Origin of the sequence: Nocardia sp. CS682, from assembly GCF_004634405.1 — a bacterium.
Lineage (GTDB): Bacteria > Actinomycetota > Actinomycetes > Mycobacteriales > Mycobacteriaceae > Nocardia > Nocardia ninae.
Map to the genome: position 1 here is coordinate 6,294,597 of NZ_CP029710.1, position 24,271 is coordinate 6,318,867.

General features: G+C 65.4%; 1 protein-coding gene. It reads left to right on the forward strand.

Translation table 11 applies throughout. The features are described 5' to 3' along the window. The first annotated feature begins 886 nt into the window (after positions 1-886). Positions 887-24,271, forward strand: coding sequence for a C2 family cysteine protease (locus DMB37_RS28320; RefSeq protein ID WP_370465424.1), 23,385 nt, complete (start codon positions 887-889; stop codon positions 24,269-24,271).

Genomic DNA, 24,271 nt, shown 5'->3' on the forward strand with positions numbered 1-24,271 from the left:
AAAGGCCGCACTCGGCGAAACGCTCTACAAGGATCTCGACCACTTCGACCAGAGCGGGCGCAAGTACACGGCGGAGGAGAGAGATAGCTGGAAACCGGCTCCCGAGAAGACTCCGTATGCGAAAAAGCCTGTCGCCGAGGACGACAACACCAGCGGAAAGTCCACCCGTGATTCGGACAGCGAGTCGAAGCGGTCGAAGGACGAGCCCGAAGTCACCCGGCCGCCGCTGACCGACGGGGTGCAGTGGGGCAAGATCGACGGACTCGGCGAGGATCCGCGCGTCCTGACCAAGGAGGAGTACGGCTCGGCCGACGTCTCCGACATCAAGGTGGTCGTGCTCGGCGATAGCGCTGCGGCACACTACATTTGGCGGCAGCCCGACGGCGCGGGAGACGCCGTGAAGGACGGCGGCTGGCGACGGGCCGACAGCGACGAACCGCTCGACCGGTCCGTCGAGGACATCCTGTCCGACCCGCGACTGACCGAGTTCCGGGTACCCCGCGACGCTGACGTCGTGCTGGGCGACCCGCCGGTGCGCAAGACGTCGACCGATGGCGACAATCCGGCCCCCCGCCGCGACCAGGACGGCGAGCTCGCCGACCCGCCGGGGCGCAAGACGCCGGCTGAGGACGAGGCTCCCGGCCGCGATACCGATCCGGACACGTTCGGCGGGCGGCCGGAATCCGATGCTGCGAAGGCCCCCGACGGCGACGCCCCGCCCCGGGACTTCCTGGCGGAGGCCAAACAGGTCCGCGACAGCTATAAGCCGGAGGAATGGAGCGGACTGTCCCTCGCGCAACTGGGGAAAGCGTTGGAGGGCAGCAAGTTCCACTCCTCGACCGATCCGAAAGAGATCGCGGAATACCACCGGGCCGTCACCGCCACCATGGAGGTGATCCGGCGCGGAACCGAGGGGCTGGACGATAACGGCAAGCTGCTCCCCGGCAAGACCCTGCGCTGGACGCAGACGATGGCGGCCATGGCCATGCGGCACGGCCCCATCAACATGGACGCCGGTGAGGGCAAGACCCTGGCGTTTCTCGCCGACGCGATCATGCACGCGGCCGCCGGTGAATCACTACAGGTGTTCACCACTCGCGACACCCTGGCCAACCAGGCATTCACCCTGTACGAGCGGGTCCTGGGGCCCTACGGCTTCCATGTCGGCCGGATGGATCCGGACGGTCCAGGGTATCTGCCCGTCGAAGACGGGAAACCGACGATCTACATCGGTACCTTGAACGACGCCGGATTCGGGCATCTGCGCGGCAAAGTGGTGCCGGGCCGGATGGCCGTGATCGACGAGATCGACGAAGCGCTGGTGCACGCGGACACCACCTGGATCATCTCCGACGGTGCCGCGCAGCCGGCCCCCCGCGACATCGCCGACAGCGTTGTGCGGGCCAAGGACTTCCTGGATCGCCACCTGGCTTCCGGTGCGCTGACCCCGGACCATTTCGGCCGCAAGGACAACCAGGTGGGAGGCCCTGCCAAACTCACCGAAGACGGCGTTGCCGAGGTCACCAAGCTGCTGCGAGCAGACGGCCGACCCGCGGATTCGCTGGAATCCGAACTGCAGCGGATCAATTCGGCGGCCACGGCGCGCTGGGAGTTCGTCGAGAAGGACCACTACATCATCGACCGGACCAACGGGAAGGTCTACATCATTGATCAGACCACCCACAAGGTGATGTTCGATCCGCAGACCTCGACCGAGAGCCGCTGGAACGGCGGACTGGCACAGGCAGTCGAGGCCAAGCACGGTTTGGCGATCCGTGCCGATTCGGCGACCTCGAGCAGTATCACCGCCAAGGAGATGGTCTCCAGCACCAACCTTGATGCAGTGACCGGTGCGTCGGGCACCGCCAAGGGGGTCGCCGGTGAGCTGACCGCGCGGTTCGGCATGCCCGACGTGGTGACGGTCCCGCGCTTCGAGGAATCCAAGCTCACGACCCTCGATGCCGCTGTGGCGCTCGACCAGGCGGCCAAACATCAGATGATCGCCGACGACATTGCGCGCACCCACGGTCCCCAGACGCCGCCACAGCTGGTCATCACCAACCGCAACAGCGAAGTGGAGCAGGTGTCGGCGCTGCTGACGGCGGCGAACGTCAAGCACATTGCCATCGACGCAAAGTGGTTCCTGGACAACGGCGTTCATGCGGAAGCGCGGCTGCAGAAGATCTTGGACGAGGCCGGTCAGCTCGGCAAGGTGTTGGTGATCAACCGGCAGGGTGGCCGCGGTGTCGACATTCCGGTGAGCAAGGACGTGAGCGACGCCGGCGGTCTGCACGTGAAGGTGTCGGGCAGATCGCACCTGCGCGACATCGACATCCAGGCGGAGAACCGGGCTGCCCGCGCCGGGCAGGAAGGCAGCGTCCAGTACTACCTGGCCGCCGACGACGCGCTCTTCGTGCAGTCGAGCGAGCATGCCGTGACAGTGATTCGCTACACCGAGGCGGTTACAGCCCACGAGTCTGCCCAAGTCAAGTACATGGACGCGGAGACGGTGCACGCGCTTGCGGAGCGGCATCCCGGCGATCGCACCACACTCGATGCGGCGCGTGACGACCTCGACGTGGCGCGATCCGCCAGGGATGCCGCGCAGACGGAGTATCGAGCCGCGAAAGCTGAACTGCTGGAACTGGCTTCGACATTGCAGGCGCGCAATGCCGCCCACCTGGCCAGTCAGACCGTTCCTGGCCTGTCCGCCGCGCTCGCGGGAATCGAGCAGAGCACGCCGAGCCGGGCCTTTGCCCCGACTAACGAGAAGCCGCCACCACTGGGCACCGAGTCGGTGACTGAAAGCCTCCGCCCGGTCGATGACGAAGTGACCGGCGACGAGCTGGCCCATCTGTTCCGCGAGCAGCCGTTCACCGACTCGCTGGACTCGTTGACCGGCGCGGAACTCACCGCACTGTTCGACGATGCGGTCGAGTCGGCCGGCCGTGCGCCGGACGGGTCTGCGGATTCGCCGCCCGTCGGTGTGGCACCGACGATGCCGGTGGCAATGGCGCCGTACCCGAACGCGAGTGCGCTGGTCAGCGACATCAACGGTCATCTCGTGCCACTCGATGCCACGGCATCGCTGCGGGTGTTGCCGAGTGACGAGCACGGTGGTGTCCGGGTCCAGCTGCCGGACAACAGCGAGTTCGTGTTCTCGGATGACATGGGCGCGTTGGCTTTCCGACAGGAGGTGCAGCCCGACGGCTCAGTGCTGTTGCGGCCGAACGGAACCGGGCTGTTCGTCACCGATATGGCGGGCAACACACGCAATCTGCTGCCGGCCGGATCCGCAACCGGACCTGTCCCGGTGCGGCCGGATCCGGTGAATGCGGCCATGATGAACATATACGCGGGTCCGGCTGGTTGGTTGTCGATCGATCCGGCCCGACTCGCCACCAAGGTCCGCAGGGCGACCGGGCCACTGTACGGCGGTGTCGACGAGATGCCCGCGCCGCGGGACGTCCGGCAAGGCGGCGCCGCGACCTGCTATCTGTTGTCGAATTTGATCGGTCTGGCGGCCCGGAATCCGGGCCTGATCAAAGACATGATCACTACGTCGGAGGTCGACGGCAAACGCCTGTTCACGGTGCGGTTCTTCGATCCGGAGCAGCAGAGCTGGGCGTCGGTCACCGTCGACGACACTTTCTATACCGATGCCGCCGGTGCAATGAAATACGCGGTGCACGATCCAACACAGCCGTTGTGGCCAGCGGTGATCGAGAAGGCGTTCGCGGTGTTCCGCGGCGGCCACGAGGGCTACCGGGGGATCGACCTCGGCAGATCAGGGCGTACGGGCGCGATGGTGCGTCCCCCGGAGATGCCGGGCAGTGGGGGCCGGTCGCAACCGACCCGCAGTGTGGACGAGTCCATGTTCGCGCACCCGTTCGAGCTTGATCGGGACACGCTGGCCAGTGCGGTGGACAAGCCAGGATTCGTTCGAATGGTGCTCGATTGGGAGCACAGGTTCTTCGCGACCGGAGCGGGTGAGGGCAGCAGTGCGTGGACTCGTCGAGAATTCAGGAGCTTCCTGAACGAAGGGTTGCGCGCCGAGGCCGCGCGTGTGGGTGTAGTTGTCAACGAACAGCAGCTGACGCCATCGGGCTTGGTAAAGATGGATCGTGCCGAGCTGGCCGCGCTGCTCGGTGACCATTCGGTCGACGCTACGCGGGAGGTGCTGGCGCACTGGAAAGGGGCGGACGATCGAGCCGCGTTCCTGACCTATCTGGACAAGCAGTGGGAGGCCTCGGGTGACGCCCTCCAGCAGCAACTTGACGCGTGGGATCTCAATACGAGGTTGCCCGACACCACGATCGCGGTGTGGCTTGCCCAGCGGATCGATCGACTGATAGGGCACGGCGACTCAGTCGTTCTCAACACCAAACGGCGTTTCACCGACGACTACGACAACACCGCGCTGCAGCCGCAGCACGCCTATGCGGTGGTCGGCGTCGAGCGAGCCGGCGCGGCGCCAACAATCCCGACCGCGGTCCTGCTCGCCGACCCGTACAACGGTGGACAAAACCTGCGCATCCCCTTGGCCGAGCTCAACCAGTTCGTCATGTTCAGCTCGGCGGGCGCGGGTTCGCTCGCCGCGTTCGGCCCGGTCGCCACGTCATCCGGCGAGATCCGTTCGCGGACATCGGCATCGGACCTGTTCGGCATGTCTCGCAGCGTGCGACAGCAGCGTGCATCCGTGGACGATGCGCAATTCACACCCCCACCCGCGTCGTCGGATACTTCACCGGCCGTGTTTCAGGTCGGCCCGCCGACGGTCGAGCAGTGGGGAAGCCTGCGGGTAGAGTTTTCTGAATTCATCGAGTTGAGCGACGATACCGCCGGCCTGCGGCAATTCGCTGATCACGACGACATTGCCGGTCGGCTGCTCGCCCTCGGCGAAGGTGCGACGGCTCTCGTCGTCGATACGTATCAGGGCGCGGCCGACGCTGATGGTGTCGGACACCCCTACCTGCTGAGGGTGGAAAATGGCGCGGTTGTCGTCATCGATCCCGGTGCGGGAAACCGGCATAGCTTCCCGCCGGTGATTCGACCGGACCTTGCCGCCACGCATGCCGTCCTGTACTCAGCACACGGCGTGCCGGTGCCCGGTTCCGGGCCGACTACAGCCCCCGGGACCGCCGCCCGTGCCGCGCTCGCGCCATCCGACAGCGGTCCCGAGCACCTCGGTACGACTGCCGGTAGCCCGGTCGGCTCCGCTTCGCGGAGTATCGAGACACCGCAGGTCCCGGCGGCCATCGATCAGCCCATGCCGCCGGACTGGTTTCCGGTGCACAGTCCCATCGACCCGCTGTGTACCGCGCTTGCACGCACTTTCAACCTCCACGGCTCGCACGATCTGCGCGCCGTACTCGCCGATCGACTGGTCGGGAATTACCAGTACTACCGGCAAGTTTTCGTCACCGAACAGTTGAAGGCATCCTCGGCGCAGGAGAGCGCACGCCGGCATGCCTACGACGCGATGCATTTGACCGACCTGGCCGGAATGTCGCTGCAGGAGAGCGAATTCCGACAGAACTACGACAACTGGTTCGGGCAGCAGGTCGACGGCAGATTGCAGTGGGTGATAGGTAATCTGCGTCACTTCGGGACCGACTTCGACGCGCGTTCCGAGCTCGCTGGCGGCCTGACGAAACAGGAATTGCTGGCCCTGGCGGGCGATCAATTCTGGGCGAACGTCGTGTTGCACCATCCGGAGGGATCGACCATCCGCAGTTCAGCGGACCCCTGGCGGCCTACCCTGCATCTGCGGCAAGCCCAGGACGGTCACTACGAAATCGGAATGGACGCCGACAAATCGCTGTGGGCCGGTGTGCATCCGATCGAACCTGCGGCTTCGCCGGTACCTGGGGCGATACCGCCAGAGCAAATTCCGCCGCCGTTCGATCGGGTGCTGGCGTCTCGGCAAGCACCGCTGCTCGACGGCGCGGTCCTCGCTAGGACGTACACCGGCGAGAATCGGCCACTGCGCTCCCTGACAACGCTCGACCTGGCTGAGTCGATCACCATCGACCGCAACAGGCTCGAGATCACAACCCGGACGACCAACACACCGACTCATTACATGACGCCGGCGGAACGTGAACAGCACCGCGTGTTCGTAGGCCCGGACGGCAGGTTGTATCAAGCGCGTGACGGTGCTCCGTTGCATACTTCGGGCTCGAAGTTCGTCATGGACGAGTTCGGCAACCTGTACTCGGGTACGACCTCGGTAGTGAGCTTTCACTCCTCCTTCCTCGGGGGCCGCACTGTCACCGCCGCCGGCTATCTCGTGGTAGATGACGGTCGGGTCCAGGTGCTGACCGACCACAGCGGGCACTATCGACCCACCCCGCAGATGAACGACTACGCTGTGGACCTCCTTCGCCGCCGGGGGCTCGTGCTCGCGGACAGTTTCCAGCGCAAGGGATTCGACTTCACCAGCGGCACGGGTTTGCATGGTGGTGTCCGCGAACGAGTCGGCGAACTGGAACGGCAAACCGCGGAGACCGCCAGATTGGGTCGATGGCTGGACGCGCGGGATTGGGTGTTGCGCAGCCGGGAGCAGGGTGCTGAGACCGGACCGCTGCGGGAATGGTTGCAGGCGGAACGTTTTCGGCTGACCGAGCAGCAGCGAGATCTGGACAAGTGGAAGCGGTTGCTCAGCAGTGGGCAGGTACGCCCGTCCCATCAGTTGGATCTGTGGGCGCACCCGGACCCGGTCGATGTGAACGATCGGATTGTGCCGCCTTCCTTCCCTCCCGAAATCGGCTATAACGACACTGCGGCATTCCGTCTTGACCGGAACCAGCAACTGGCGACCTGGTGGAACGAGCATGGCCATCAGTGGTGGAACAGTCTGCTCTTCTCCGATCTGTCGCCGGAATACCAGCGAAGGCTGATCGCCGATTTTCCGCTCTTGCGCACTTCTGTCGCGATTCCCCTCGCCGTCCGCGATGCACTCAACCGGGCGTACCTGGACGCGGAACTGCGGACAGCAGCCGCCGACCCCGGCTCGCCGCGCGGGCACACCATGCAAGGTACGTTGCTCATGCTGGCCGGCGCGGAACTCGACGCCCGGATCGATGCCGTCCGAGCCGGAACAGCCATTGGGCCGGTGCTTTTCGCGAATTTCGATCCTGACGGATCGAGCAATCCTGGCTTCCATGTCGAGTCGATGCCGCTCGCGAGAGAGGCACAGCTCAGGTATCTGACCGGCCCCAGTGATGATGCCGGCGCTCCTGCTGCGAGCGGTGAGCGGCGTGCGAATGTCCTCCCACCCGCCGACTTGGCCCTGACGATGCCGTACACGACGGCGAAGGTTCTCGGTTCGGACAACGGGTTGCTGGTGAGCGACACCACGCGCCGACTCGTGTACGTGGACTTCGCGGATTCGCTGCGGGTGGTGCGCAGGCTCGACCATCACGAGGTCGAAGTCCTGTTGCCGGACGGCAACACGGTAGATCTTTCCGAAATCTTGGTCGCGGCGGCATTCCGGGAGGAGGAGCAGGCCGACGGCTCACTGGTATTGCGTCCGAACGTAACCGGCGTGTTCGCCATGAACCGCGCGGGAAACGCCGTGATAAACCCGCACGGTCCCGCCTTTCCGGTGCGTTCGACCATGGACGACGGGGACACGATGAAGCTGTACGTCCACGGCGCCATGGAATCCGGCTGGCTCGATGTCGAGACAGACAGACTGGATGTGCGGGACCGGCGGGCAACCGGGCCGCTCTACGGCGATATCGGCGTGCCGCTGCCAGGCGACGTTCGCCGAAGCGTGCAGGGAGCCGACTATCTGACGGCGAACTTGATCAGGTTGGCGGCCGCGAATCCCGCTCTGCTCCAGGACATGATCCGCTCGTCGAAGGTTGGCGATGTGCGTCTGTTCGAAGTGCGGTTCTTCGATCCTGCACAGAACAGCTGGGTGTGGGTACAGGTGGACGACACCTTCTACGTCGACGCCGCAGAAGACACGACGTACGCGCTCCAGGATCCGTCGCAGCCGCTGTGGCCTGCGGTCATCGAGAAGGCGTGGGCGGTCTTCCGTGGCGGTGAATATCCGGGTATCGGCTCGGTCGGTCCCGCCGGGCAATCCGAGCTCGGCACGCAACTTGTCATCGCGCCGTCGGCCGATGTCGGTGCACAGCCGACCGCAGCCGATGCGCCGGTGCAGCCGAGCACCATGCGGCACAACACGTCCGGGCGGCGACGGGCGCGGAACCTGGTCGGCGGTTTTGTCAGCGAGCTGGGGCGGGTGTTGCGGCGTCGTCCGGCGACGAACTCGGTGGTCGCTCAGCCGACCGGCTGGTGGCGTAGGCACGGTGTGCGGACCGGGGAAGTCCTGCGGCACGTCGGCCGGAGTGAGCCTGTCGGCGTTGGCAACCCGGCCGTCGCCGAGTTCCGCGGGCCCACTCCGGTGAGCGAGCGGTCGCAGTCCCGATCCGGACGGGCAGATGACGCAGTCTTCCGAGGTGGAGCGGACGAGGCGGCGGTGGCTGGCGCGCTGAACTCGACGGTCGAGGGAGTCTCCGCACCCGAGAGTGGGGTGTGGAAGTCGATGCCGGGTGACGGCAACTGCTTGTTCCACGCACTGGCGGCGGTGCTGCGCATGGAAGGCGCTGACGCGCATGAGGATTTGCGCGCCGCCGTGGTGGAGGGGTTGAACACACGGGCGACCGATGAGTGGACCGAGTTCTTCGGCGATTTCATGGTGGGAGAGCCGGAGGAGCTGCGGCACACCGAATTCGAGCGGCAGCTGGCGAACTTGCTGGGGGACAGCGAGTTCATGGATCCGGCGGCCGAGTCGTTCCTGCCGTTCGTGGTGCGTGAGCTCGGGTTGAATGTGGATATTGCCTACCCGGGCGGCGTCGTGAAACCGCTGCGCCACGGGCCCGGGCTGCCGGTCTACACGTTGTTGCGGGCGACCGGTGACGGCGACGGGCACTATCACGTCGCGGTCGACAATAACGGTGCGGTGCTTGGTATTTCGGACGTCGGGCGAGTCGACGATGACGGTGTTCGCCGGTTCGATACCAATGCAGACGGTGCCGCTTATGCCAGCCGCTATCTCGCTGGCATGAAGGATTTTCAGGGCCCCGCATGGTTGAAACTTCGGCAGGCAGTGCATGCCTACGAGAGGGAGACCTGGACCAACCTCATCGTGCGCAACATTGCTGGTGTCGACGCGCGGGACGCCGAAATCGGTTCATATATCGAACAACTGAAGCAAGCTGTCCGCATTGTGGAAGTTTTGAAAGGCGAGGGCCATTATGAACTTCCGACGGTGGCCGAACTCGAGGAGGACAGGGCACGGCTGGTAGCGGAGGGCGCCACAGTCGACAGCAGCGAGCACCTGAAGCTTGTCGAGGAAATCCTGAGCGATGCGTCGCGAGAGGTGCGTTTGGCGGAGCTCGGGCAGCGAGATGAGCTGTTCTACTCGCTGCTGGACTACTTCGGCTCGACCGAAGATCTGCTATCGAAGGATGTGCTGGCACAGGTCACCCTGCTGGATCAGGCCGCCGGGCAGCCACTGCGGTTGCACGAGCCCGTTCAGGTAGTTCGCATCGTCGGCGACATCAATTTCATGGTCGGGGCGCAGGGTCTGCCGCTGGGCAACGGCGACCCCAGGGAGCTCATCGGTACCGTGCAGACCGAACCCGGCTACATGTCGACCTCTGTGGGTGCGGAAACGATTGTCTCCCTGGCCGATAGCTACCGCCTGGAATTGACCGTCCGGCCTGGTGCGAACGGCATGTACATCGGCAAGTACAGCGTCGCGCCCGGCGGGGATCAACAGGAACTCCTGCTGCCCCGCGGTACCCGTTACCGGATCACCGACGTAAGGGTCGCCGCGAACGGTCAAACGATCCTCGCGGCCGAAGTATTGCCGCCGCAGGGTGTCGCGGTCGATAACCAGGAGGGCACCGCGCAACCGTACCGAGGGGGAGGCGTCAGCCAATCCACTGCGCGGGATCGCTCCGGCCGGTCCGGACCGGCGAGGCAGCAGCGCGCGGCGGATCTGCCGTCGGTGGTTGCGCCGGGGCGCGCAGCCGGCGTGCCGGTCGAACCGGTGGCTGGGCAGCAGCCCGGTTCCGGTCGGCGGCGGACCCGTGACGTGGTGGGCGATTTCGCCGGCAGACTGAGCCAGACGCTGCGACGTCGTCGTCCGGCGACGAACCCGACGGCCACTCTGCCGGCCGGATGGTGGCGTAGGCGCAGCGGGCGGACCAGTGAATTCGTGCGGGATGTCGGCCGGAATGAAGCTGTCCTCGTTGCCAACCCGAGTGTCGCCGAGTCCCATGTGCCCACTCCGGTGAGCGACCGGTCGCAGTCGAGGTCCGAGCAGGTCGATGAGGCACCCATCCGAGATGACGCGGATGCGGCAGCGGTCGCCGCAACGCTGGATCCGGTGGTTGAGGGAGTCTCTGCACCTTCGGGCGGTTTGTGGAAGTCGATGCCGGGCGACGGCAACTGCTTGTTCCACGCGCTGGCGACGGTGCTGCACATGGAAGGCGCTGACGCGCACGATGATTTGCGTGCCGATGTGGTGACGAGCTTGAGCGCGCGGGCTGAACAAGATTGGGCCGCATCCTTCAGAGATTTTATGGTGGGGGAACAGGAGGATGTGCGGAAGCGGGATTTCGCTCTGCAGTTGGCGAATTTGCTGAGGGACAGCGAGTTCATGGATCCGGCGGCCGAGTTGTTCTTGCCGTTCGTGGTGCGTGAGCTCGGATTGAATGTGAATGTCGTCTATCCATCTGGTGTAACGGAAGGGCTGCGTCATGGGCCCGGTTTGCCGGTGTACACGCTGTTGCGGGCGACCGGTGACGGTGCTGGGCACTATCATGTCGGGGTTGACAATGACGGTGCGGTGCTGGGTATTTCGGATGTCGGACAGGTCGGCGCCGACGGTGTGCGCCGGTTCGACAACAACGACGACGGTGCCGCCTATGCCAGTCGCTACCTCGCCGGCATGCAAGATTTCCAGGGCAGGAAGTGGTTCAAACTCCGGCTGGCAGTCCAAGCCTACGAGAAACAGGCCGTGGTCAACGGAATTGTTCGCAGCATTGCCGGTGTCGACACGCGCAAAGGCATCACGGAATATGTCGAACCATTGATGCAAGCCGTCGACTTTGTGGAAGTCTTGAAAGACGGTTCTGAAGATTCGGAATTCCCGTCGGTGTCCGAACTCGAGGAGGCCCGGGCACTCCTGGTGGCGGAGGGGGCCTCGGCCGACAGCAACGAGCGTCTGAGTCATATCGATCAGATCCTGAACAGTACGTCGCGAGACGCGCGTTTGGCGGACCTCGCGAGGCAAGAGGCGATCCTCTATACGCTGACGGACTACTTCCACACCACGAAAGAGTTGGTAGCGGAAAATGTGCTGAGGCAGATCGCCCTGCTCGACCAGGCCACCGGCCGGCCACTGCGGCTGCCTGAGCCTATTCAGGTAGTACGCATCGTCGGCGACGTCACGTTCATGGTCGGTCCGCAAGGTCTCCCGCTGGAAGACCGCGACCCCACGGAGCTCATCGATACCATCCAGACCGAACCCGGATACATGTCGACTTCCGTGGGCGCGGAAACGGTTTTCTCCTTGGCTGAGGGCTACCTCCTGGAGCTGACCGTCCGGCCGGGCGCCAATGGCCTGTACATCGGTAGGGACGGAGTCGCGCCCGGCGGTGATCAACAGGAACTCTTGCTGCCCCGCGGTACCCGTTACCGGATCACCGGCGTGCGGACGAACTCCACGAACAGCCTGACCATCCTCACGGCCGAAGTGCTGCCGCCGCACGATGCCGCGACCGGCACCCCGGAAGGCACCGCGCTGTCATACCGGGCGGGCGGCATTACCCAGTCCACCAGGCGGGGTCCCTCCGGCCGGTCCGGAACCTCACGCCAGGAGACCACGCCAGGGCGGACGCGGACCGGCAACGTGGTCGGAGATTCCGTCGGGAGACTCGGGCGGGCACTGCGACGCCGTCGTCCCGCGACGACCCCGACTGTCACCCAGCAGAGCGGTTGGTGGCGACGACACCATAGGCGGACCACGGACTTCCTGCGGCGCTTCGGCAGGAATGACGCTGTCCACGTCGGGAACCCGATCGTCGCCGAAAGCCGCGTGCCCACTTCGGTGCACGAGCAGTCGCAGTCCAGGAGCGAGCCCACACCGAATCAGCCGGTGGCCGAGCCGGTCGTGGCGGCGGTGGCCGACGAGTCGGTGGCACCGGTGGTCGAGTCGATCGTGGTACCACCGGCCGATCGGCCGTCGGCGAGTCAGCCGGTGCTGGTCGGCACCGGCGAACTGGTGCCGCCGCCGAGCACGATCGGCGCTGGATTGGTCGTGGCGCCGTTGCCGGGCACCGCTCAGTTCCACCGACTGAGCGAGGAAGTGCGGGCTTCATACCGGATCGTGGTCGGCGGTGACGGGCTTATGTACCGCGCGCTGGACGGCTCGCTGTTCGATACGACGTCGGGTGTGCGGACGGGTTCGGCCGACCTCGATACCCACGCACACGATCAGCAGACTCCGGCGATCCGGCGCGCGCCGATGGTGCTCGACGTCTTCGGCAATATCTACGCGATCGCCGAAGCTCAGCAAGCAGATCCGCGGATCACCCACGCGTCGCTGCTGAACGGTGGTCGCGCGGCGGCGGCCGCGGAGATCGAAGTACGCGATGGCCAGCTGTCGGTCATGGTCGATCGGGGTGGGGAGTACGTGACTGCGGCCGGGCTTACCGAACAAGCCCTGGGATATCTGCTGTACAGACCGAATCCGATTGTGTTGCACCGCGACTTCCAGCTTTCGGTCTCGAATCCCGACGATGCGCCGGAAGCCGTGAACTCACCGTCGACGGTCTCGGCCGAAAACGAAGCTCCCGCTACGCCGGTGACAGAAGAGGGCCCCATCTCACTGGCAGCGGGAGGGCAGTCACCGACCGAGCCGGATGCGGCGTCCGACAGCGATAGTCAAGAGTCCGATATTTCCGTGATGCTGCGCGGCACCGGAGAGCAAGTGCCCCCGCCCCGCACGGTCGAGGTGGCGTTGCCGCCGGTGCTCGCGCAGGCAGGGAGCAATTTCCTCAGGCTGACCGCGGATCAGCGGGAGATGTACCGGATGCCCGCGCGCAATGTCGAAGAACTCGACCTGGATTCGGTGCTGCCCAACGCTCAGCACGACGCGCTGCCGGATCATCAGATCGAGCGGCGGCGTCTCGCTGTCGGCCCGGACCGACGCCTGTACCGCGCTAGCGACGGAAGTCTCTTCGACACGGGAAATTACCGTGCGATCCTGGTCATGGACCGGGCCGGCAACCTCTATGCGGAGCGCGAAATCGACAACCCGCATCAGTTGGTCACCCACGCGGCGCTACTCGGCGGTGGGCCCGCGACGATGGCCGCGGAAATCGAAGTGCGGGACGGTATCATCTCGCTACTCGTCGATCGTGGTGGTGAATACCCGGTCACCGCGCAGCTGAACGACGTGGCCCTCGGGCAGCTGATGGCTGATACCGGGCTGCGGCCTGCGCCGGATATCCGGCTGCTGGCATTCGATGCGGCGAACGACCGGGAAGTGGACCGGACCGCCCTCGCCCTCGGTGCCCGACTCCGGCTCACCGCGCCGGAGATGTCCACCGCCGAGGGTGATCAGCTCACCCCGCATCCGGGCGGGTTCCTGATGCTCGAGGACAACCCGGCCATGCGTGTCAGACACGATGCACAGGATTGGTTGTGGGTCGATGGCGCCAACGGGGCGGGCTGGGTACCCGCCGGCTTCTTGCGCGAGCACGGATACCGCTGGCATCGGTCCACCGGACGCCTCTACCGCAGCATGCAGGTCGATGGCAGGTCGGAAGGCGGGGAGCAACGCGATATCACTGTGTTCGAAGGCGATCGCATCATTATCGATGCGGATCCTGTGGTAGCAGTGGACGGAACTTCCCGGCTGCGATTGCATTACGGCGGCGACGAACTGTTGATAACCGAGGGCGTCGCGAGCCGACTCGGATGGACGCGGCGCACCGTGCTGCCGGGCGAGCTGTGGGGTGAATCCGGCCCGCAACCCCGAGATCTGGACCATCTGCCGCACAGCTGGCTGGTTCAGCAGCTGTGGCATTCGGTCTCGAACGACCCGGAAGGCATCCGGTCGGGGCTGCACGAAAACGAGGACGGCACAATCGATGTCAACGTCGCTGAGGGACGGTGGGTGCGGATGGACCGCAGCACCGATCTGCCCTGGCGACCGGGCAGCAGCCAGCCGATCTGGCCCGCCATAGTGCTCGCAGCACGCACCGTCGGCCTTGCGGACGACGCGTCAAGAAATGTCGCACATGATCCGTTCGACCCGCCGGGCGAACTTCCCCAGCCTGATTCGAATGCCGCGCAGCAGATCGAGACGCTGTCGATGGGTTCGGTCGAGGATGGGCCCGCAGTTCGGCGTAGTGCGGAGCTGCTTGCGCCGGTCGGTCCGGGCCGCGCGTCGGTGGGGTCGGTGTACTCGGTGGTCTCCGCGCGTTCGCGTTCGGGTGATGGGACGTCGTCGGACGTCGTCGTGTCGTCGCCTGTGGTGCAGCAGATCGAGACGCTGTCGATGGGTTCGGTCGAGGATGGGCCCGCAGTTCGGCGTAGTGCGGAGCTGCTTGCGCCGGTCGGTCCGGGCCGCGCGTCGGTGGGGTCGGTGTATTCGAACCCAGGCGAGGAGTCACACGCCGACGCCGTCAGTGCCCCGTGGGAATTCGATGAGAACGGCGGATCGGCCGCAGCCCTCTGGACTGATCCGGCGCTGCCCCAGAACGCCACCGCGGCAAGCGATGCCGGTCCGGCGCCAGCGGCTGAGCCCACCCCGGCTGCGGCTACGCTCGGCGAGCGCAACGATGGTGCGCAGGGCAATTCGAACGGCACCCAGCATTCGCTACCACGCGGCCCGGCTCCGTTGGCTTCGTTCGCGTCGAAGATGAGACCCGATCCGCTCTTACCCCTCCCAAGGCGCATCGAGCTGGACCAGACCGGTGTCCGCACCGATCGCGGAGTGCTCATCCGGCCGAATCCGGCCGGCGCTCTACGGTTCCAAGACCGTCCCTGGAATCGGTACACCGACAGTGGTGGGACGAGGTATCGCATTTTCGGCGACAACCACGCCGGGTGGGTCTGGGAACAGAGTCTGCTCGACGCCGGGTTCCGGCGTGGTCCGGCCGGCGAGAACCTTTTTCGCGCCGCCGATCTACCCGGGATCACCGGCACCGTCACCGTTTACGACAATGAACTCGTCGACATCGATGCGACCGCCGAACAGCCGGACGGCCATGAGGGGCTGCTGCTGCTGCGTTTGCCCGGGCGGGCCGTGTGGGTTCAGGAGACCGCGGCAGCCGCACTCAGGCTGTTTCGCCCGGTGCTGTTGGGTGGTCCGCTCTGGACGGACGGTCCGCAAGCCGACGACCTGAACGGTTTGAGCGGGCCCAATGTCCGCCAATTGCGCACTCTCGCGCGTGATCACCCAGAATTCGTCCGAGACATGTTCCGAGAGAACGAAGACGGTACCGTCGACGTCCGCTTGCTGGTGGACGAACGTGCTCGGTGGATCCGGGTCAACCGTTCCTACAGCCGGAGCCTGGTCTGGCCGAACGATCGCCCGATCTGGCCGCTGCTCGTCATCATGGCGAGCGAGGTGGCGGCTGCGCATACCGCGGTGGCGGCGGTGGAGCGCCATGATCGTCAGCCTCCTACCGAGGTGAACTGGACCGGTCGGTCGCGAATGGTCGACGGTGTCCAGCTCTTCGAGGTCTCGATTCCCTACACGCAGGAGACGCTCAGCTGGCTCAGTGAGTACGACCTGGAAAATATGAGTAGGGCCAACGATCCGCAACATCGGATACTTATCCTTCCGCGAGCACCGCAGCTGACTCTGCATGCGCAGGTCGATCAGGACCGGCTGTTGGAACGTGGACTGCCGCTGTACCCGAACGGCCGGATACCGGCCGGTCCGCTGCGGCTGACCGAAGAGGACGTGGCTGCCGATGAACCGGTGGTCGAAGAACCCGCAGGTGTGCGCGTCACATTGGCTGCTACGGCCGTGCTCACCGACCAGGACGTGTCGATCCACCCCTTCCCGGATGGTTCCTTCAGGGCCGACCCCTCAGTTGACGGCGACGAGTCTCGGACCGCGCCCGACGAGAGCCACCGGTGGCTCTGGATAGTGGGCTCCAACGACCAGGGGTGGGTCGACGCTGATCTGCTCGAACAGCGTGGCTTCGAGCAGATGCCGGATTCTCTGGAGTTCCGGAGCACGGTCACGGTGCCCGTGGCAGGCACGGAAGCGACGCTGTACGACGGCGAGATGGTCGAAGTCGAACCGAGCCCAGATCCGGACCAGATCCTGGTCCGGCACTCCAGCGGCGCGACGGTATCGCTGCAGCGTGACCTGGCCGCCGCACTCGGTCTCCGTCTTCCGAACAGGCTCGGCGGCCCGCTGTGGCGACCGGCAGGCCCGAGCGAGATCGACTTGGGTGGCCTGCGGACAATGCCGGTCCCGGCACCTCCGGAGGCAATCACCCAGCTCCGTGAGCTGGTGACTCGCTACCCCGACATCGTCGCCGCTTCGGTTCGCGAGGCCCCAGAAGGTGACGCCGTCGATGTCCGCCTGCATCAGGACGGACAGCCGCGGTGGGTTCGGGTGCGGCGAGTCGGTGATTGGCCCGACAACGTGCCGAACAACGATGCTGTCTGGCCATACCTGATCCTCGCAGCACACCAGCGGCAGCTGCGGCTGCCTGTGGTACCGCCCCCGCACTACACGCAGGGGGACGAACCGGCGAACCCGCCGCTTCGGCCCGTGACTGCCGCCGACTCCGATCCAGCCGACCCGAGCCATGCCCGGTTGCGCGGCGGAGCCGGCGAATCACTATCGCCTGTAGAGGTTTTCGCCGCCGAGGTGCGTGCGGAGATCGGCGGTGTTCGTGCACCGGGTGTGGATGGCGTGTGGGAGTCACAGCCAGGGATGGGGAATTGTTTGTGGGAGGCGTTGGCGCGGGCTGTGGGTGTCGATCCCACTGATCGGAACGCGCATCGGGACTTCCGCGTAGGGGTGGTGCGAAAGATGCTGGCCGAGCCGGATGCGTACCGCGGCAAATTCTCGGATTCGGATGCTTTCGTGCGGCAACTGACGGAGTTGCTGGAGGAGGGGACTTGGAACAGTGATGCCGCCGATCTGCTGTTGCCGTCGGCGGCCGCTGCGTTGACATTGAATCTGGATGTGTATCACTCGGACGGTGGTGTGACGCATCTGCATTTCGGGCCGCCCGAGCAGCAGTTGAATACATTCATGTTGAACCGTGCCGACGGTGGTGCGCACTACTGGGTGGCAGTGCACACCCACGGCGGTGGTGTTGTGGACATCCGGAACTACCGGCATATGCAGAGCGAATTGAACAGCTGGGCAAGGAATTCCACACGCGGCGGCATGACTGTTCCCGGGGTGCCATCCGTCGTCACTACTGACGACGAGGACGCACTGCTCTTCGCTCGGGATTTCGTGCAGTCGCTGCCGAGCGAGCCGGTCGGACCCACGCTCGAGGCGGCGGCGTTTCGGGCCGCGGTGCTGGAAGCCGCCGGGTTCCAGGAATCTTCGGCGGTTCGGCAGCCGGGCGGCGAGAGGACCACACCGCCTGCGGACCCGCAGCTAGTCATGCCTGCTGCCGGCGTCGAGCTCTTGAAGGGCGAGCTGGTGGTGGCCGACGCGCACCGAAAACTGGTGCCGATTCCGCAGCGCGCGGTCTTTCAGCACGTCGGGTGGACGATGATGGGTGATTCGCCTATTCGTAAGCTCGCGAAGTCCGACGGTGCCGTCGTGGAAATTCCCGCTGCTGTGGCGGCTGCGGCATTCGAATACGACAAGAACCGCGGCGGATGGATTCCGAAGGCTACCGGGTTGTTCTGCGTCGATGACGCGGATCAGGTGGTGCGGTTGGACGGCCCTACTGTTGCTGCCCGGGTCAACTCGCTCGCGCCGGAAAAGGTCGATCTACATTTCCCGGGCACCGGGTGGCTGACCGTCGATGCCGCCAGAATATTCGATCTCGATGTGGAGAAGGTATCGGGGCTCCTGTTCAACGGCCGTCCACGACCGGAGGATGTTCGACAGGGCAGGGTCGGGGATTGCTATCTGCTGTCGAATCTCATCGGCTTGGCCGAGCGGCATCCTGACCTGATCGAAGACATGATTCGTGAGGGCGAGGAGATCCGTGCGGGTGTAGCAGGCCCGGTACGCACCTTCAGCGTTCGGTTCTATGACCCGGAGCAGGACAGCTGGGTGTGGGTCACCGTGGACGACAGCTTCTACAAAAACTCCACCGGTGGAATGCTGTACGCGGCGCAGGACGATTCGTGGCCACTGTGGCCCGCGGTAATCGAGAAGGCGTGGGCAGTGTGGCGTGGGAAGGAACTGGGATACGGGGGTATCGACGGAGGAAATCCCGGGATATCTGCCGGACAGTTGCGCCCGCCGCAGATGCCGGGCTTCGCCGGTCGTGTGCAACCGACACGTAGCCTGGACCTGTCGGTGGGTCACCTGTTCGAGGCGGACCCTGACCTGCTGACCGAGCTGACCGAAGATGCCACCGAGGAATCCGCCGATGGTCCCGGGGTCTCGCTCTCTGGATTTGCCCAGATGGTCGCGGGTTGGGCCGAGTCGACCGGTTTCGTTTCGGCAGGCACGATGCGTTTCAAATTGTCGGCGGTCGCGTCCAGGGTGGCGATGGCGGTCATGGTGCTGGGAAATTCGGCTCCGAAGGATCTGCCGAACTTGGACCGTGCGCAACTCGTCCTCGCTATTGATGAGATTTACGAGCGGACAGTGAGCTACGGGGAGATGGCGGCCGCCATCCAGGCGATCGAGGATGCGGAAACCGAGGTCGACTTCGACGATACCGTCGACTTCGCGAACTTCCTCGAAGCACAGTGGCGGGTACCGGCGGACAGGTTGATCGGTTATCTCACCGCATGGGACGGGAACGCCGCTTTGGCGGACGAGCGGACCGCAATGGTGCTGGCCGATTACATTGAATCGCTGCTCCGGCGCGGCGACACGGTGAATCTGGTGACCAAATCGGAGCAGCAAGCCGCGGACAGCACCTATACCGAATTACAGTCGAACCATTCGTATTCCGTCGCGCGGGTCGAGCACGCCGGCGGGCCGGGCGGACAACCCACAGCGGTTGTCGTGCGTGACCCGCACGGCGGTCCGGAGGTCTCCGTTCCGCTGAGGCATCTCAATCAATTCGGCAGGATCGGATCTTCCGGCCCGGGCACCCGGTTCTTCCATGGCGTGAATGAAAAAGCCGTGGCGCCCACCGCCGAATCGGAAAGCGACGGGGACATCACCGACTTGGACGCCCTGTCGGACCTGTCGGGTTTCGATTCGGACTTGGCGGGATTCGAGTCGGACGGGGAAGTTGCGGCAGCTCGTGCCGAACCCGGGCACTCGACCCACCTGCCGTCCGCCGGACCGCCACCGGCCCCGCGCGCCACCCGACCCGATGTTTCGCCGTGGGATGCAGCCGTTGTCGCGGCTCCGCCGGTCCCACGCGCGACTCGGTCGGATGTATCGCAGTCGCCCGAGGTAGTTGTGCACGGCCCGCCCGTTGCGCGGGCGTCGCGGCCCGATGTTTCCGGTGTATCAATGCCGGTGGTCGATGGGGTCGAGCGTGGGCTCGGCGAGGGTTTGTTGCTGCCGGAGGGCTGGGAACACTTCAGTGATGTGTTCACGGAGCCGGACGCCGGACCCGCGGTCGGCCCCGACGGGCGTCCGCTGTTCGCGGGCACCGATATCCCGGTGCCGCAACGGAAGACGGCGGCCGAGCGCCCGTTCGCTGGGAAGCCCGTGAAGCACGGGGAGGACTACGAATCGATCTCGGTCGCCGATCGCGAGAAGTTGCGGATCGTGGTGGGGCCGGACGGGCGGTTGTACTCGGTCGACGGTGCGGTCTTCGATACCACGTGGGCCGCTGAACGGGGTTCGGGAAGCACGCGCGATTTCGAGGCGTTGCAGAGCGATCCGCACGTACCGGAACGGCGCGCCATGATGGTGATGGACGTGTACGGCAATCTGTACGCGCTTACCAAGGAACAGCAGCGTGGATACGGCCGCAGTCGGGAATTCACCCATGCGTCGCTGCTAGGCGGCGCTCCCGCCGCCGCGGCCGCGGAGATCGAGGTGCGGGCCGGGGTGCTGCGCGTCCTGGTCGATTGGGGCTCGGGATACGACTACGAAGACGGACCGGCGGATATCGCTCTGGCGGAATTGAATTCGGCAGCGCTGAATTATCTGCATGCTCAGCCGATCGGTTTGCGGATCGACGCGGACTTCGAGCACCTGAGTTACGAGGAAGCGGCCAATACGCCGACTCCGGCAGCTGCACCGGCTCCGGTGGTGGACGAGGCGCGAGCACGGGAGCGCATGCCTGCGGCAGCCGTGCGAATCCCGGAAGGCAGGACGATCACATTCGCCGCGGCCGGGGGAGTTGTGTCGTTGGCGGGAGGCACAACAATCGCGGTGCGAGTGGACGAGGCCGACCCCGTTCAGGTTTCGGTGCGCGAACCCGGCGACAGCGGGGTGTGGCATCGCGTCGAGCGCAAACTGCTGACGGACGCCGGTGTGCGGGTACCGACCGTGAAACGTGTCGCCGGTCCGCTGTTCGGGCTCGACGATATGCCTCGTGCCGCCGATGTGAAGCAGGGCGGGGCTGGCACCTGCTACTTGCTTGCCGATCTCATCGGTCTGGCGGACCGACATCCGGAGTGGGTGCGCCAGATGATCCGTTCACGGTCGGACGGTGACTTGGAGGTGCGATTCATCGAGCAAGACGGGAATGGACGGACGATATCGGCAACTGGCGAAGTGCAATTCACCGAGCCGGCTCGGCGCGAGGTGTGGGTTCCGGTCGATCGACGATTCCATGCCTACGACAAGCAGATGGCGTATGCGGCTCACGAGGACGGACAGCCGCTGTGGCCTGCCGTGATCGAGAAGGCTTGGGCGCTCTATCGCGGCGGGGACAAGGGGTACGCGGGAATCGAGGGTGGTGGGTCGGGGGCGACCTCGAGTGCGCTGTGGCCTGCGGATTCGCCGGGTGCGGCGGGGCGGATACTGCCGATACGTGCGGTGGATGACGGCGCATTCGCACATCCGATGATGATGGGCCCGGATGCGTTGGCGCAGTTGGCGGGCGGCAGCTATGAGGTCGCGCACGAACTACTGGACCTGGAGCACGACTGGCACGACTACCAGGGAAAATGGCTTGCTTACGGGACGTGGGACAAGGCTGTCGTTGAATGGAGCAAGATTGCGAAACTCGGCCTTTCCGCGAGTGATGCCAGGTCGACATTCGTACAGTGGCTGGTGGCCAACGATCCACGCACGGCCGCCGGTTTTCCCGCATTCGTGGAGGAGAAGCTGGGCTCCGAGCGTTGCCAACAGCTCGGGCCGCAGCTGCGGCTGGTGTACGCGGAGATGGCGCGGTGGGAATCAACTGCGCCGCTCGATGATTCGGCCTTGAGGCAGTGGGTGGCGGACCGGATCGTGAACTTGCTGCAGCGCGGTGACACGGTGGTCATCAATACCCGAACTCTGCCGGATGGCGCGACTAGGCACGCCGATACCGGCCTGTTGCACACGCACGCATATCTCGTGTCAGGCGTGGTGTTCGAGGAGCAGACAGGGCGCGTGACGGAATTGCGGCTGATCGACTCGAACGCGCGGCAATCCGGCGATCGGTCCCGAGATGAAGTCGTGGTTTCGCTGCGGCACCTCAACCAGTTCAAGTTTCTGTCGTCCGCAGGTCCGGGTACCCGATTCGCATATGGCTTGGATAGGGTCGCGCTATCGCAGGTCTTGGATACGGAAGGTTCTCCAGAGCAAGCTCCTTCTGACTTCCACCACGCCGACGCCCACGTCATCGATACGACCAGTTCCTCGCATATGGAAGGCGTCGACGGGACGACGCTGCCCGAAGGCTGGGAGATTTTCCGCGCACAGTTCACGGAGCCGGATACCGAACCCGTTGCGGAACAAGACGGCCGACCATTTTTCGCGGGTACCGATATCCGCGTGCCGGAGCGGAACACAACGGCCGATCGCCTGTTTACCGGGCGGCCGATGGAGCCCGGTACGGAGTACGAACCGATCTCGTTCGCCGATCGCGAAAAGTTCCGCATCCTGCTGGGACCGGACGGCCGGTTGTACTCGGCGGACGGTGCGGTATTCGACACCACCTGGGCCGCGGAGCGCGGCTCAGGAAGCACGTTCGACTTCGAGGCTTTGCCCAGCCGCCCGAGCGCGCAGGAACGGTTGGCCGTCATGGCGACGGACGAATACGGCAATATGTACGCGGTCACGAAGGAGCAGCAGCGTCAATATGGGCGCGGTCGGGTCTTCACCCACGCGTCGCTGCTCGGCGGCGCTCCCGCTGCCGCTGCGGTGGAGATCGAGGTTCACGCAGGGGTTTTGCGGGTCATGGTCGATGCGGGCGCGGAATGTGACTACGCGAACGAGCCTTCCGATATGACCGACCTGAACGTCGCAGTGCTGCTACATCTCAGTGGTCAGACTGCCGGACTGCAGACCCATGACGACTTCGAATACCTGTCCTTCCAGGCGTTCGAGGAGCTGAGCTTCGAGGAAGCGGCCGGGGAGTCCACTCCGGCTCCGACACCTGCGGCGGTGGATACGGCGCAAGCAAGGCAGCGTATTCCGGCGGCGGCTGTGCGCATCCCCGAAGCCACACCGATCACCTTTGTGGCAGCAGGGCAGACAGTGACTTTGGCGGCGGGAACCATGGTCGCGATGCGGATCGATGCGGACGACCCTGCTCGCGTTTCGGTGCGCGTCCCCGGCGGTAGCGACGGTACGTCCGTGTGGCATCAGGTCGGCCGCGACGTGCTCGCAGACGCCGGTGTGCTCGTGCCGGACATGGTGCATGTCTCCGGTCCCCTGTTCGGGCTCGGCGATGTGCCCCGAGCCTCCGACGTGCAGCAGGGCGGGGCTGGAACCTGCTACCTGCTCGCCGATCTCATCGGTTTGGCGGAGCGGCACCCGGACTGGGTGCGCCAGATGATTCGTTCCCGCGCGGACGGCGATTTCGAGGTCCGGTTCATCGAGCAGGACGGCGATGGCCGAGTGACCTCGGCAACCGGCGAAGTGGAGTTCACCAGCCCCGTGCGGCGCGAGGTGTGGGTGCCGGTGGATCGGCGGTTCTATGCCTACGACGGACAGCTGGCGTATGCGGCACACCGGGACGGGCAGCCGTTGTGGCCCGCGCTGATCGAAAAGGCCTGGGCGATTCATCGTGGTGGGAGCGAGGGGTACGCGGGAATCGAAGGCGGGTATGCCGCAGAGACCGCGCGTTCGCTGTGGCCTGTGGATTCGCCGGGTGCGACGGGGCGGATCCTGCCGATACGTGCAGTGGACGACCGCGCGTTCGCGCATCCGATGATGTTGGGTCCGGATGCCTTGGCGGAGTTGGTGGGCGGACGTCACGAAGTCGCGCACGAGTTGTTGGGCCTGGACAGCGCCTGGCACGACTACCTGGAAAGCTGGGCCGGTCATTCGACGTGGGGCAAGGCCCTCGCTGAATGGGACAGGATCGAGGGGCTCGGCCTATCTCTCAGTGCTGCCAGCTCGATGATCACGCAATGGTTGAATGCCCACGACCCGCGCTCCGCGACCGGCTTCCGCACGTTCTTGGCGGAGACGCTCGGCTCCGAGCGCTTCCGGCAGCTGACGCCGGAGTTGGCGCCGGTGTTGGCTGAGATGAGGCGGTGGGAATCGGTTGCTCCGCTGGATGATTCAGTCGTGACGCGGTGGGTGGCTGACCGAATCGCGAATTTGCTAGAGCGCGGCGACACGGTGATCATGACTACCCGCCCGCTGCCGGGCGGTGCGACAGCGCATGCCGGCAGCGGTCTGACGGCTCGGCACTCGTACTTCGTCTCGGACGTGGTGGTCGACGAGGCCACCGGCATAACGACAGGGCTGCGGCTGATCGACTCGAACGGCGATCGGTTCCGCGACGAAGTCGTTGTTCCGCTGCGGCACCTCAACCACTTCTGGACCTTGGCGTCGGCGGGTCCGGGTAGCCGGTCCGCATACGGTTGGGACAGGGTCGCGTCGACGCGTGGCCCATACGAGCCGGTTTCGGAAGGTCCTGCAGCGCAAGCTTCTTCTGCCGATAGCGCGTCTGCCGTGGACTTCTTCGACCCGACCGCGTTCGGCCGGTAA